Source organism: Nocardia sp. 348MFTsu5.1 (assembly GCF_000383535.1).
Classification (GTDB): domain Bacteria; phylum Actinomycetota; class Actinomycetes; order Mycobacteriales; family Mycobacteriaceae; genus Williamsia; species Williamsia faeni.
Window position 1 is genome coordinate 21,578 of record NZ_KB911527.1, and the last position, 13,769, is coordinate 35,346.

Genomic DNA, 13,769 nt, shown 5'->3' on the forward strand with positions numbered 1-13,769 from the left:
ACGGCTTAAGTTTTGCTGACAAAACCATAGGTTTAGTTATGCAACTTAATGGGTACTAGGTAGGTTTGCTGACAAAAGAGAAATTGCCAGATCAGACGGCGAATGGAGCGCCGATATCGCCCTCATCCATCGGATCGGAATCTCGCTTTTCGCCTATAGCGCTCGAATCGGACATCCCGGTGACGTCGGCGAAATCGGCCCAGACACGGCCCAGGGCTCCGGATACGACGGATGCAACGATCTCGTGATCGGATTCGGTCGCCAGTTCCGGTAAGCGGGCGAAGATGGCGGCCACCACGGCGGCCCCGTCGTCCATCTGCTGACTTCGGGTCACAGTGATGAGCTGATTGACGACATCGGACAATTCGCGGTAGCACAGGGCACGCTGGCGGTAACGGGTGACAATCCGTTCCGGAGTGGTCGACGAGACACGTGCGAGAGCAGCCACGAGCTCGACCGGCCGCACTTTCGCCGAGTCAGCGCCGCCGTTGTCGCTGGTTGCCGTCGTCTTCGCTGGTTGCGCGTTCGAACCAGGAGGCGTCAAAGTCATACTCACATCGACCCTTCGATCCCCGAATTGGCCACAACTGCCACTTCTATACCAATCTTCACAGGCGGCACCGTACAGACCATGGGACCGTGTCCAATCGTTACCGGTTCGCCATTGGCTTCGTGACATAGTCGCGTGCAATCACCCGATCGGCAACCTATACAGCAAACGGCGCGTGTAGCCAGGCTACACGCGCCGCCTTCATACACTGTCAGCTGGACGAGGAATCCGACTCCATCGCATCGATCAGGCTCTGTGGCCGCAGGTCGGTCCAGTTCTCGTTCACGTAGTCGAGGCACTCTGCCCGCGACGCCTCCCCGAAAACCTTGCGCCAGCCGGCGGGTACATCGGCGAACGTCGGCCAGAGGGAGTGCTGGTTCTCATCGTTGACGAGCACCAGGAACCGACCGTCTTCGTCATCGAAGGGATTGCTCATACGTCTGCTGTCCTAACTCGAAGGGATGTCCGGCGGTGCCGCCTGCGCGGACCACCGTCAAGGGGTGACAATTCCAGAGTTTCGGCATTTCCTCCAGGCAGCTTGTGATCGGTCAAGGCCTTCGCAGCGTTTCGACGAACAGTCGACAGTGCGGCCGCGAAGCCGTCCGGCCCGGAATCCGCCAGACCCGGAACACTCGTCATCAAAGCCATCGCGATTGCCGAGTCCTCGAGCGCGGCCGGCGAACATGCCTTCAGGTTTCCGAGGAGCTTGCGGGCCGCCATCGCCCGGGACCGGAGCTCACTGAACAACAGGATCGCGTCACCTGAACCGACCGCCGTCGTTGTCGGCCAACGTTGACCTGCGATATCGACGAGTTCGGCAAGACGAAGCAAGTCAGGGTTGGACGGGACCAACCGAAGACCGGGCGTCTGGCTCGTATTTCCGGAAGCAAGTTGAACATGCACGCTGTTCTCCTCCCACTGCCCCGAAGGCGCATTAGGACATCGTATTCCAGACGTTGCCACAAGATCTCCGAACGACCTAGCGTTCGCCTGCGATGTCATTCGAACGAATTGACATTCAACTCGACCGATTTCAGCTTCTGTGCCTATATCGTGACCGGGTAGCCAATGCGTTACACGGGTATCGACATGAGTATCTGTCGGATAAGTTCGTGAACATCACAGGCCCGATTCACCGGATTCATCAAGCGACAACAGGGGACCCGATCATGCGATCCACGCGGGAGCGCCACAGCGCCGGCAATGCGGACGCACCGCCTCTCGGCGATGGGCCGGCATGGCCGCAGGACAAACCTCCGCCTCCACCGATTCAGGCGGTCGACTCCACCGAGGCCGCGGTCGTGGTGGAACGATTGGTCAAACGGTTCGGTGATTTCACCGCGGTGGACGGCGTCAGCTTCACGGTTCCCACCGGGTCCGTGCTGGGTCTCCTCGGGCCCAACGGTGCCGGTAAGACGACCGTGGTGAACATGCTGTCCACGTTGCTGGCACCCGACGGCGGAAGCGCCCGGATCGCGGGCTTCGATATCGTCAAAGATCCTGCAGCCGTCCGCAAATCGATCATGTTGACCGGCCAGTTCGCAGCCCTGGACGAATCCCTGACCGGCCGGGAGAACCTCATCCTGTTCAGTCGGCTCATGGGTCTGACGAAGGCCGCGGCCAAACAGCGCGCCGACGAACTCCTCGAAGCGTTCGCGCTCACCGATGCGGGCAATCGCCGGGTCGCGAAGTTCTCCGGCGGTATGCGGCGCCGGATCGACATCGCCTGCGGCCTGGTCGTCCGGCCGGAGGTGGTTTTCCTCGACGAGCCGACCACAGGACTCGATCCGCGGAGCCGGCAGGACGTATGGGACATGGTCACGGCTCTGAGCAATCAGGGCATCACGACATTGTTGACCACCCAGTACCTCGAAGAGGCGGATCTGCTCAGCGACCAGATCGTGGTCATCGACCGGGGCAGCGTCATCGCCGAGGGCACCGCGGACGAACTCAAGACCCAGGTGGCGGGTACCTACTGCGAAATAGTTCCGAGCTTCGCCGGCGACATCTCACGTATCGTCGAACTGCTGGCCACGGTTGTCCCCCACGAGCAGATCCGGGTCGATCAGACCAGGAATTCGGTGACCGTCCCAGCGGACGGGTCGAGCACACTCATCGAAATCGTGCGTCGAACAGACTCTGCGGGAATCGAATTGACCGATGTCGGCCTGCGGCGGCCATCGCTGGACGACGTCTTCCTCAAGCTCACCGCGGCACCGGCAGAAGGCGAGTGACCCGGTGAACCTTGCGCTCACGTCACCGATGATCGTCTCTGGTACCGCGCCGCGAACCCGGCCGTTCGATCAGTTCATGGCACTGACTTCGCGTGCGCTGCTGACGATGAACCGGCATTACGAGTTCTTCCTGTGCATGACCGCACCGGTCTTGCTCACCGCGTGCTTCTATGTGCCGCTGCGAACGATCATGGGCGATTACATCGGCGTGGATTACGCGCAGTACCTGATGCCGGTCATCTGCCTGCAGTCGGTCGGATTTGTCGCGACCTCGGCCGCCATGCGATCGGCGATGGATTTTGACAGCGGCGTCTCGGCCCGCCTTCGCAGTCTGCCCTTACCGACAGCCGTCCCGATCCTGTCGAGGCTCGCGGCCAACACGGTGCTGTTGGTGGTGTCGCTGGTGTGGGCGGGCCTGTCGGGACTCGTGATCGGCTGGCGCCCAACGGAAGGTGTGGCGAATACGATCGGATTCTTCGCAACCGCGTTGGTGATCGGCATTCTCCTGGCCTTCGGCGCCGACGTCATCGGAGTTCTGATGAAAGACCCGAAGGCCACCAGCCAGGCGCTCGCGCTACCGCAGTTGATCCTCGGCATGCTGTCCACCGGGTTCCTCGCCGAGAACCTGTTTCCCGAATGGATCCAGCCCTTCGCCCGCAACCAACCGGTCTCGCAGTTCGCCAACGTGTTGCGCTCGTTCGACGAGGGCAATCCCACGTGGGCAATCGCATTGCCCGCAACGCTATGGGCAGCCGGCATCCTGGTGTGCGCATACGCCGGCGCAGCGTTTGCCGCCGTGCGGAGCCACCATGGATGACGCGACGAGGACGACGGATCAGCCGGCCACCCAGGTGTCCAGGCCGCGCCACCGGGCGGCCGATTCCGCCGACCTGAATCACTGGTGGCGTCGCGACGGAGGACACGATCGGCATCAGTTCGCCGGCAGGAATGACGACGGCTCCACGGCCTATCCCGAGGTGCACTTTCCGGGGACCGGTGCGGTACGTGCTGTCGTCGATCCGTGGCAAGCCATCGAGGACGTCGATCCCGCCCGGCTCGCGGCAGAGCACGGCCCGCATCACCAGTTCGACAACATCGACGAGTTGGACGCCTCAAGTGCTGCACTCAAGACGATCTCCAACCCTCGATCAATCAGTCAGCCGGGCCGGCACCGAGCCCCTGCCGACGAAAGCGACTCCGGTGATCCCGACAGCGATACACGCCTCGGTGAGACCCCCGGCGGGCCCCCTCACCACCGGCCCCCAACCCGTACCGCACTTGCGGTCGCGACCACATTCCCACTCGACATCCATCCCGCGGAACAAGGGACGGCGGCGTATGCCCGCCAGACCAAGATTCTGTCCGGACGGCAGATGCTGGTGTGGTTGCGGGATCGCCCGACCCTGTTCCAGAGCCTGATGTTCCCAGCCCTCAGCATGATCATGTTCAAAGTCGTTCTGGGGGATGCCGTTTCCACCTTCACCGGACAAAACAGCGCATACGGCACAGTCCCCCTCGTGATCCTCGTCGCCGCCATGTTCGGTTCGCTTGCCGCAGGTGTTCAGCTCATGCAGGAACGAAGTGCCGGATTACTGACGAGACTCTATGTGATGCCGATCCATCGCGGCGCCGATCTCAGCGCGCGCCTCATCGCCGAGATGGCAAGGATTCTGCTCGCAGCCGTTGTACTCACCATCGCGGGGTTCGCGATCGGCTTCCGGTTCGATCAGGGATTTTTAGCAGGTGTCGGGATCTACGGTGTCGCTTTGCTGTTCGGGATCTCATTCTCGACACTTGTTCTTGCGCTTGCACTGACGAGTTCGAACATCCCGTTGGTTCCGCTGATGACGCTGGTGTGCAGCCTGCTGATGTTCTTCAACTCTGGATTCATACCGACGATCGCCTATCCCGCCTGGCTGCAGCCCATCGTTGAGAACCAACCGATGTCCTGCGCAATCGAAGTCATGCGTTCGCTGGCGGTCGGTGGTCCGATCGCCGAGAACCTCATCAAGACAATCGCCTGGAGCATCCTGCTTGTCGCCGTGTTCGCCTATCCCGCCATTCGCGGTTACCGACGCGCCGCGTCGTCGCCTAACGGCTGAGACGCCGTCGGCGTGTCCTCACTCCGTCATATTCAGGGACGCAATGACTTTCGTCGGTTCGATCCAGATCACCAGTTCGCCCGGCACACCGTTGCGGTCGCCGAATTCCCGGGCCCGATCGGCACCCATGTAACGGGCTCCGCAGGCGGTGGCGATCCGGTGCACCTCGGTCAGGTCGTCGCTGACGCGGGCGGTGCCCTGCACCTGGACGAAGCCGTAGGGCGGCTCGGGCAAGTCGACGCACAGCACAACGCGACCGTCCCGGATGACCGCCTTACCCTTTGCGGTGTCCGCTCCGGTGTTGAATGCCAATCGATCTCCGTCGACGACAAACCAGATCGGCACCACCAGCGGCCTGCCGTCCGATGCGGTGTATCCGAGGTGACCGGTCTTCGTTCCCTCTTCGAGAAACGTCCGGATCGCGGGATCAGAAAGTGAGGTCATCGTTTCACGGTACCGACGATTCGCCGGGCGATGTCGACGTTCGTCACGCTCACGCGATCTGATCGGCGATGTATGAGGCCACCATCATCACAGTTGCATGCGGTCCGCTCGACCCTGCAGTCGGCAGAATCGAGGCATCGAGAACCCGCAGACCCGACACCGCGGTGACGCGACCGAGCCAGTCCGTGTCGACCCCCATCGGGAGGGTTCCCCACGCATGTTGAGAGGTGCGGACCACCGAGTCGATCACCGCTCCGCCACCACTGCGGTCCACCAGCGCGGCAAAGCGCGGACCGTCGAGCATCTCCCGGACGCGCTCGGCCCATGCCGCGAGTTTCTCGCGATCGGATCGGCTCACCTCCCCCAGATCGACAACCAGACCGCTGGTCAGATCCCAGGCGATCGATCCCGGTTCCCTGGTATGCATGAGGGCCACCCCCATGGCCGGTCCCGTCGCCGGGACACCGGAGATGAAGTCCGCGAAATCTCCGTTATAGCAGCGTATTTCGATTCCATCGTCGGTGTGCAGCACCGACTGCAACAGCGCCCGGGCGGCAGGTGCAGGTGGTGTTGCCGGCGTGAACCGGACAAGCACCTCTCGATGCTCCCAGACCCCGATGCTCTGTGCACCGACGATGCCCGAGCGGGCCAGGAGCTGCGCGGTACCCAGCGTGCCGGCGCACAGGATCACCTCATCGGCGGCGATGACCTGCTCTCCGACCACCACAGCGGTGACCCGGTCTCCCGAACGGCGCAGTCCGATCACTTCGCTATCGGTCATCAACTGCAGATTCTTCCGGCCCTCGATGCGCTGCGCTATCGACTCCGCGGCGCTCCGGCGTAGCCAGCCATCACGGTTCGATCGAACGCGTACCACACCGACATCCGGCCAGGGCGCCGTTGAATCACCGAAACCCTGTTCGTGCCAATGATTTTCGAATGCCCGCGCATACTCGTGGAGTTCGTCGTCGGCAAACGCCGCCACGTGCATACTGCCGCCACCCGCCTCGCCGCCGTCGAGCCGGTCGTAGGCAGCCGCAATCTCCTGCTGCGGCCACGGCCAACCGGCAAAATCTGCCTTGTGCCAGCGCATGAAGTAACCGCCGTTGACGGCCGACGATCCACCGAGGCCCCGGCCGCGGGGCAGGTCGAAACCCTGGCGGCTCGGATAGTGGACCACACGCTGCGACCCCGCTGCGACAGGAAGTCGATCAAGCCTCAACTCGGTCGCTGCGGCCTTGTCACCACCCGCTTCCAGCCACAGCACCCGGCGAGCAGGATCACGCGAGAGACGTTCGGCCACCACGCATCCGCTGCTTCCGGCGCCGACAACGATCACGTCCGCGCCACCCGGCATCAATCGAGATCGCGCCGCGGAAACCGCACTCACCCGGCAGCGCTGGGCGCGGCCTGCGGACGTGGCGGAACAACGGCCGTATTGCCGATCTGTGGATACAACGCTTCCATGCTGCGCCCGGTCAACGCACCCTGCCAGAGCCCGGTTCCGTAGGCGAGGTCGTCGAGGCGCTTGAGAACCATGAACCGCCACCAGCCGACCCTGGCCCCCGGTTCGGGGTTCACCAGTTCGAGGCGCACCCATTCGTAGGCGGCCTCACCCACCGCGACCGCAAGAAGCAACGTCCGGAATCGCTTGGACACCAAGGCAAGTAGGAATGACAGCGGCCAATAGTGCCGGCACATCGCCGACGCCGACTGCAGGAGTCCGAACCCCACCGACTGTGCGGTGAGCTTGGCAGCCATCCGGGCCGCATCTGGCATCGACGCCACCCGGCGATGCAGGCGCCCGCCGACCACACCGAAGACTGCCAGGGCCACCAGCACGCCCCAACCGGTGCCGGTGACCAACGCCGCCATCGCCGCCGCCATCGGCATGGTCAATGCCAGCGGCGCGGCCATCCCGGGGTGGCGGCCGGACAGCAGTGCTGCCCCGGTGCCGTAATACCGCTTGCGATCCAGACTCGTCGCGAGCCGCTGCCGGTGGTCGTGGGCAACGGTGGCGACAGGGTCGTAGCGCAGCGTCCAGCCATGCTGGTGCAGGCGCCAGCAGAGGTCGACATCCTCGGCGACTTCCATCGACTCGTCGAATCCGTCGAAACAGTTGCGCCGCACAACCATCGCTGCACTCGGTACATAAGGAATACGCGACCGCGGCGCAATCGGGCCCTCACGCCAGCCCATGTCGAGCGACGAGCACAACGCCTCGTACCGCGACATCGCGCCACCGCCGGGGTCGAGTGCGACGATCCGCGGCGCCACCAGCGCCACCTTGGGGTCGGAGAAGTGGCCGAGGAGCTTGGTCAGCCAGTCGTGTTCGGGAACCACATCCGAGTCGAGAAACGCCACCAACTCGGTGGTGGACTCGGCGGCGCCACGATTGCGCGCCGCAGCCGGACCGCAGCTCGTCTCATTCCGCAGCACCGTTGCACCGGCCGCCGTGATCGGGATCGCGGAGCCGTCGTCCACCACGACCACCTTGTGGCCGTCGAGCACGGACAGCAGCCGATCGATGCCGGACTGGTTGTCGCGCACGGGAATCACCACGGTCACATCGGAATCCGTGGGACCGAACATCGGCCGGGGATGCCCCACTCCGGCATCGAGAAGTTTGCGGGCCAGCCGCGACGTGAGCTGATCGCGGACGGTCAGGCGGCCGTCGGCGTCGAGGAGATTGCCGGCGACCTCGGACAGGTTCAGCAACCGTAACGGCGAGCCACCGACGATATGGCGGCGGTCGGACGACACCGTGCAATGGGAGTCGATCTGTACCTGGAATCCCACGGGCGGGAACTGAGCAGCCGGGTCCACCGGCGCAGCGATCACTCGCTCGTCGGGACGGTTGTCTTGCTCCGAGATCACCGCAGCATTCCGTTCGCATCGGCCTGCCACAGCTCGAGAGCTTCGGAAAGTTTCGCGGCCATCTCGTTCAACATACGCCCTCCATCGGCCGCCGAGGCCGCCATCGGGTCGCCGAGTACCCCATTGTCACTCACTGCAACCACCCCACCCGCCCGCATCGGTGCCATCAGCTCCGCGACCGGAGTCACATTGCCGGCAACCATCTCGTCCGCCCGTACGGAATGTGGTGAAATGTGAAGCAGGAGCGATGTTTCGGTGTAACCCGCGTGTGCATCGCCACCCGCCGTGGCACAGGGAAACCAAGCGACGTCACGTCCTTCCGAACGTAGCTGCCTTACCGCGGACACCAGGGTCCGGCCGTTGCCCCCGTGGCCGTTGACGAACAACACCCGGGGAGCCCACCGGCAAGCACTTCGACCGTACTCGACCAGCACCGAATGCAGAACCTCCTGACCGATCGAAATCGTGCCGGGGAAGCCCTCGTGTTCACCCGCGGCGCCGTAGTTGAGCGCAGGGGCGAGCAGGAAGTTGCGACCTTCGGCGTCCGAACCCCCGGCGCCGCCGGATCCAACCGCGGCCTGCGCGACGGCCACCGCTATCCGGACGTCGGTGTCGAGTGGCAGGTGTGGTCCATGTTGTTCGATGGATCCCAAGGGGACGATAACCGTTGCTGATCGCTCGTCCAGCTCGGTCCAGCTCCGGAATCCGAGCTCGCCCGCCGGTGTCATTCCGATCATGTTAGTCCGTATCGGGCAACGCTTGAAGGGTTTACCGCCCGAGCAATCGCTCGGTACCTGGTTTACTGGGACACCGACCGTACCTGGTTACGAAACGCGCCCGCGACACGCGGGACAAGAGCATTCAACGATGAGGGGCAGCGAATGACTAAGAACGGGCCGCTGAGCGGGACACGGGTGATCGAGTTCGCGGGGATCGGGCCGGGACCGCACGCCGCGATGATGCTCGGCGACCTCGGAGCCGACATCGTGCGCATCGAACGTGCCGGAAAGCTTCCCGCCGAAGGTGAGGTCGCCGACCAGCTCCTGCGCAACCGGACCATCGTCGAGGCGAACCTCAAGGATCCCGTCGACAAAGAGGCGATCATGAACCTGATCGCCAAGGCCGATGTGGTCATCGAGGGCTTTCGGCCCGGTGTCACCGAGCGCCTGGGTTTCGGGCCCGAGGACGTCGCGAAGGTCAACCCGCGCATCGTCTACGGCCGGATGACCGGTTGGGGGCAGGACGGGCCCCTGTCGCTCGTTGCAGGCCACGACATCAACTACATCTCGCTGACCGGCCTGCTGCACGCTGTGGGCCGGGAGAACGAGGTTCCCACCCCTCCGCTCAACCTCTTCGGTGATTTCGGTGGCGGATCGATGTTCCTGGTGCAGGGCATCCTGGCGGCACTGCTCGAACGCGAGAAGTCCGGCAAGGGCCAGACCATCGATGCCGCAATGGTTGACGGCGTCTCGGTGCTCGGCCAGATGATGTGGGCTTGGCGCGGCACGGGCTTCTGGCAGGACAAGCGCGCGGCAAACCTGCTCGACACCGCCGCACCCTTCTATGACGTCTACGAGACGTCCGACGGCAAATACTTCGCTGTCGGGGCCATCGAACCGCAGTTCTATGCGCTCCTCATCGACGGCATGGGTCTGGCCGACGACGCGACGTTGCCCCACCAGCTCGACAGTTCGCAGTGGCCCGCGATGAAGGTCAAGTTCGCGGAGGTGTTCAAGTCCAAGACCCGCGACGAGTGGACCGCGATCTTCGACGGCACCGACGCCTGCGCGTCCCCCGTGCTCGACTGGAACGAGGCCACCGAGAACAAGCACCTCGTTGCCCGCCAGACACTCATCGAACTCGACGGTGTCACGCAACCTGCTGTGGCCCCGCGCTTTTCGCGGACAGTCCCGGACACCCCGGCCGCGCCGGCCCGCACCGCGACCGACCCGGCGACCCTCTGGCTCGACTGACCGACCACAAACGAGCCGGTTGTACAAAGACGAGCCGCGTATATGCGGCTCGTCTTTGTACAACCGGCTCGTTTGTGTTTTCTAGACCTTGGTGGCACCCATGTCGACCTCGATCGATGACGCGGTAATGAACCGGGCTTTCTTCGAGCACAGGTACATCACCGCATCGGTGATGTCATCGGACTTGGCCATCCCGGAGAGGATCGGCTCGAAATGTGCCCGGTATTGCGGCATCTCGAAGACCGCCAGCGCGTCGGTGTCCTCGATGCACATCGGGGTGTCGACACCGTAGGGGTGAACGGTGTTGACGCGAATCCGGTGCTGTCCCAGTTCTTTTGCCGTGGTGTGTGCCAACCCCACCAGCGCATGCTTGGACGCCGAGTACGAGGCCTGCATCGGCATCGCCTTGATCCCGGCCACCGAGGAGATGATCACGATCGAGCCGCCGTTGCCGGCCTCGATCATGGCCGGGATGGTTGCCTTGAGTGTCTTCCAAGTGCCGTTCACGTTGATGTCGATGACGTCGGTGAACTGACTCTCACTCAGGTCGGCTACGCCGCCCCAGGTGAGCACACCGGCGTTCGCGATCACGAGGTCGAGGCGTCCGAACTGGGCCACCCCATCGGCGACGAGCTGTTGCTGGGCAACAAGATCGCGCGTGTCGGCCTGCCGGGCCAGGATGCTCCCGCCGGCCGCTTTCACCAGGCGGACAGTCTCTTCGAGATCCTCCGCGGTGGCTGCCGGATATCCGGTGGCGGTGACCGATCGGCAGACATCGAGGCCGATGACGGCAGCACCCTCCTCTGCGAAACGAATCGCGTGACTGCGGCCCTGCCCGCGGGCGATACCCGTGATGTAGACGACCTTGCCGTCAAAATCTCCCATAGACGAACTGTAACGTGTTCTAGTCTCGTTTGCCCAGAGTCTCCGAATACAAAACCACCCGTTCCGGTCGGGCCCACATGTTGTGCAACAGGTGGCTGTGACCGGAACGGGTGGTCGTGGCGGCGTGGCTAGACCTTGGGTGTACCGAAGCTCTGTTCGAAGCCCTCGGGGATGATGATGTCTTCGCGGCTGAGCTCGTGAATGCTCTTGCGTCCCAGGCCCATCAGCGCCGAGTCGATACCGCCGCGCATGATGTCGAGGACATTCTCGACACCGGTTTGACCGTTGGCGGCGAGGCCCCACAGGTAGGCGCGGCCGATCATGACGGCGTCGGCGCCGAGTGCGAGTGCCTTGACAACGTCGCTGCCGCGGCGGATGCCACCGTCGAGGAGCACCTCGATGTCGTCACCGACGGCGTCGGCGATCGGGCCGAGCAGACGGATCGTGGCCGGGGTTCCGTCGAGGTTGTTGCCACCGTGGTTCGACACCGAGATCGCGGTGGCACCGATGTCGACCGCCCGCTTGGCGTCGTCGACCCGGGTGATGCCCTTGACCATGAAGGGGCCACCCCACTCCTTGCGGAGCCATTCCAGATCTTCCCAGCGCGGAGGCGGGGTCTGCATCCACTGCCCGTACGCGCCGAAGAACGTCGGACCCGGCTCACCCTTGTCGGCGACGTTGGGTGCGGTCAGGTCGGGGATGTTGATCTTGCCCTTGTTGAACCAGTCCCAGGCGTACTTGGGCCGGAGAGCGATTTCCGGTGCCAGCTTCAGCAGTGCCTTGAAGTCGACCTTCTCCGGGATCTCCGGGCTGCCCCAGTCACGTCCCATCGAGAACGACCAGTCGGTGGTCACGATCAGACCCTTGGCACCGGCTTCGCGGGCCCGGTCCGCACGCTTGAGGATCTCTTCGCGGGAGTTGAGCCAGTACGCCTGGAAGAAGACCTTGTCGTTGACCGCGGCGACCTCTTCGATGGGCTTGCTGGCGAAACTCGACAGTCCCATCGCGGTGCCACGCGCGGCGGCCGCACGCGCAACGGCGACCTCGCCTTCGGGGTCCACCGCCTGCACGCCGGTCGGCGAGATGATGACGGGCAACGAAATGTCTTGCCCCATGATCGATGTCGAGAGGTCGCGGTCGGCCTGCGCACCGACCACATATGGCGCGAAGCCCAGTTCGGAGAACGCATCGACGTTGTCTGCGAGTGTGATGCCCTTTTCACTGCCCGAGATCAGCGAGGAGTAGACGGACTTGGGGAGCCGCTTCTTCGCCCGACGCTGGGCTTCGAGGACCGTCTCGAACCAGGGGTTCATTACTTCATCCTTTTCTCACCCGGCTGCACTGCCGGGGGTTCTTCTTTTGGGGTTGTCGAGTAGGCCAGCCGGAGTGTGAATCACTCCGGCTCGCCTACCTGGCTGCCGGATGGGGTCGCCGGCGGCCTTGTCAGGTGCTGGGTGCGAACCCGGCCAATGGATTCTCATCGCAGTCACGCGATGGCGGCCTGGTCATCAAGGTCAGCGGCACGCCGCGGGAATGGTCCTTGTTGGCCGAGGGCACCGTGCGGTCGTCGGCGAGCAGGGATTCGCCGAAACCCTGCACACATTCGGGGTCGGGGCCGGCCAGCGGCAGTCCGGTGAAGAACTTGGCTGCCATGCAGCCACCGCGGCAGGCGTCGAAGTGCTGGCACTTGGTGCAGGCTCCGGCGTTCTGCGGTTCACGGAGTTCGAGGAACAGGTCGGACTGCTGCCAGATCGTCTTGAATCCGCCGTCCGACAGGATGTTTCCGGCCAGGAAGTTCTCGTGGATCGCGAACGGGCAGGCGTAGACGTCACCGACCGGATCGATCAGGCAGACAACACGGCCCGCCCCGCAGAGGTTCAGCCCCGGCAGCGCACCCTGTCCCGGTTCGGCAAACGCCGACAGGTGGAAGAACGAGTCACCGGTCAGGACACGGTCACCGTGTTCGACCAACCAGTTGTAGAGATCGCGCTGCTGTTCCGGCAACGGGTGCAGGTCATCCCACACGTCCGCGCCGCGGCCCGACGGGCGCAGGCGGGTGATGCGCAGTGTGGCACCGTACTTGTCGGCCAGCGCTTTGAACTCGTCGAGCTGGGTCACGTTCTGACGGGTGACGACCACGCTGATCTTGGCATCTGCGAAGCCGGCCTCATGCAGGTTCTCGAGCGCCTTGATGGCCATCGCATAGGAACCCGGCCCACGCACCGCGTCGTTGACCTCCGCGGTCGCACCGTCGAGCGAGATCTGCACATCGACGTAATCACTGGCGGCGAGTCGCTCGGCCACCTTCTTGTCGATCTTCAGGCCGTTGGTCGAAAACTTCACGCCCACTTGGTGATCCGTCGCGTAGTCGACGAGTTCCCAGAAATCCGGGCGGACCGTCGGCTCACCGCCACCGATGTTCACATAGAAGACCTGCATCCGCTGCAGCTCGTCGATGATCGCCTTGCACTGCTCGGTGTCGAGTTCGCGCGGATCACGCTTGCCCGACGAGGACAGGCAATGCACACACGACAGGTTGCAGGCGTAGGTCAATTCCCACGTCAGGCAGATCGGGGCGTCGAGGCCTTTCTCGAATTGATCGACCAGACGGCCGACCGGCTGACGAGGCGCTGCGGGGCGCTCCAAAGTGGAAGTCATGGGGGTTCCTCACGGGGATACAGGGCGTGGGCTGACGCCGGGTGTC

14 protein-coding genes are annotated in these 13,769 nt (G+C 63.9%); 4 read left to right on the forward strand and 10 right to left on the reverse strand.

Features of this window, described 5'->3' with window-relative positions; all coding sequences use genetic code 11:
• Nucleotides 1-91 precede the first annotated feature (91 nt).
• The 3 genes from H290_RS0125155 to H290_RS0125165 form a co-directional block, all read right to left on the reverse strand.
• Complete coding sequence (locus tag H290_RS0125155; RefSeq protein ID WP_020109625.1) at nucleotides 92-550, reverse strand: hypothetical protein; 459 nt, start codon at nucleotides 548-550, stop codon at nucleotides 92-94.
• Between the two features lie 211 nt (nucleotides 551-761).
• A complete protein-coding gene (locus H290_RS0125160; protein WP_020109626.1) occupies nucleotides 762-986 on the reverse strand; it encodes an MbtH family protein in 225 nt (74 codons plus the stop codon).
• Nucleotides 983-1,453: a hypothetical protein gene (locus H290_RS0125165; protein ID WP_155977048.1), complete on the reverse strand. Its 471-nt coding sequence runs from the start codon at nucleotides 1,451-1,453 to the stop codon at nucleotides 983-985. The genes H290_RS0125160 and H290_RS0125165 overlap by 4 nt, the downstream gene beginning before the upstream one ends.
• A 266-nt stretch (nucleotides 1,454-1,719) precedes the next feature.
• Between H290_RS0125165 and H290_RS0125170 the strand changes: the two genes are divergently transcribed.
• From H290_RS0125170 to H290_RS32105, 3 genes are read left to right on the forward strand one after another with little or no spacing between them, the layout of a single operon-like run.
• Entirely contained in the window at nucleotides 1,720-2,784 is a 1,065-nt protein-coding gene (locus H290_RS0125170; RefSeq protein WP_081631716.1) for an ATP-binding cassette domain-containing protein, read from the forward strand.
• A gap of 4 nt (nucleotides 2,785-2,788) precedes the next feature.
• The gene (locus tag H290_RS0125175) at nucleotides 2,789-3,601 is read left to right on the forward strand and encodes an ABC transporter permease (protein WP_020109629.1); all 813 of its coding nucleotides are present in this window, start codon (nucleotides 2,789-2,791) and stop codon (nucleotides 3,599-3,601) included.
• Entirely contained in the window at nucleotides 3,594-4,886 is a 1,293-nt protein-coding gene (locus H290_RS32105) for an ABC transporter permease (RefSeq protein ID WP_020109630.1), read from the forward strand. Before H290_RS0125175 ends, H290_RS32105 begins: the two co-directional genes overlap by 8 nt.
• 18 nt (nucleotides 4,887-4,904) lie before the next feature.
• Here H290_RS32105 and H290_RS0125185 read toward each other — a convergent pair whose 3' ends face one another.
• Genes H290_RS0125185 through mftE form a run of 4 tightly spaced genes read right to left on the reverse strand, consistent with a single transcriptional unit; the run spans nucleotide 4,905 to nucleotide 8,935 of the window.
• Nucleotides 4,905-5,330 (reverse strand): PPOX class F420-dependent oxidoreductase, encoded by a 426-nt coding sequence (locus H290_RS0125185; RefSeq protein WP_020109631.1) that lies wholly within the window; start codon nucleotides 5,328-5,330, stop codon nucleotides 4,905-4,907.
• A gap of 49 nt (nucleotides 5,331-5,379) precedes the next feature.
• Entirely contained in the window at nucleotides 5,380-6,720 is a 1,341-nt protein-coding gene (gene mftG / locus H290_RS0125190; RefSeq protein ID WP_231373832.1) for a mycofactocin system GMC family oxidoreductase MftG, read from the reverse strand.
• On the reverse strand, nucleotides 6,717-8,207 hold the full coding sequence (mftF, locus tag H290_RS0125195) for a mycofactocin biosynthesis glycosyltransferase MftF (RefSeq protein ID WP_020109633.1): 1,491 nt from the start codon (nucleotides 8,205-8,207) through the stop codon (nucleotides 6,717-6,719). Before mftF ends, mftG begins: the two co-directional genes overlap by 4 nt.
• Nucleotides 8,204-8,935 (reverse strand): mycofactocin biosynthesis peptidyl-dipeptidase MftE, encoded by a 732-nt coding sequence (mftE, locus tag H290_RS0125200; protein WP_028463682.1) that lies wholly within the window; start codon nucleotides 8,933-8,935, stop codon nucleotides 8,204-8,206. Before mftE ends, mftF begins: the two co-directional genes overlap by 4 nt.
• A 153-nt stretch (nucleotides 8,936-9,088) precedes the next feature.
• Between mftE and H290_RS0125205 the strand changes: the two genes are divergently transcribed.
• Nucleotides 9,089-10,180, forward strand: coding sequence for a CaiB/BaiF CoA-transferase family protein (locus H290_RS0125205; RefSeq protein WP_028463683.1), 1,092 nt, complete (start codon nucleotides 9,089-9,091; stop codon nucleotides 10,178-10,180).
• 81 nt (nucleotides 10,181-10,261) lie between these two features.
• On the opposite strand, the gene H290_RS0125210 is transcribed toward H290_RS0125205, so the two are convergent.
• The 3 genes from H290_RS0125210 to mftC all read right to left on the reverse strand — a co-directional run bounded on the left by H290_RS0125210 (nucleotide 10,262) and on the right by mftC (nucleotide 13,723).
• Entirely contained in the window at nucleotides 10,262-11,065 is an 804-nt protein-coding gene (locus H290_RS0125210; RefSeq protein ID WP_020109636.1) for a mycofactocin-coupled SDR family oxidoreductase, read from the reverse strand.
• Nucleotides 11,066-11,193: 128 nt separating this feature from the next.
• Entirely contained in the window at nucleotides 11,194-12,378 is a 1,185-nt protein-coding gene (mftD, locus tag H290_RS0125215) for a pre-mycofactocin synthase MftD (RefSeq protein ID WP_020109637.1), read from the reverse strand.
• Between the two features lie 130 nt (nucleotides 12,379-12,508).
• Nucleotides 12,509-13,723, reverse strand: a complete 1,215-nt coding sequence (gene mftC, locus H290_RS0125220) for a mycofactocin radical SAM maturase (protein ID WP_028463684.1) — start codon at nucleotides 13,721-13,723, stop codon at nucleotides 12,509-12,511.
• Nucleotides 13,724-13,769 lie beyond the last annotated feature (46 nt).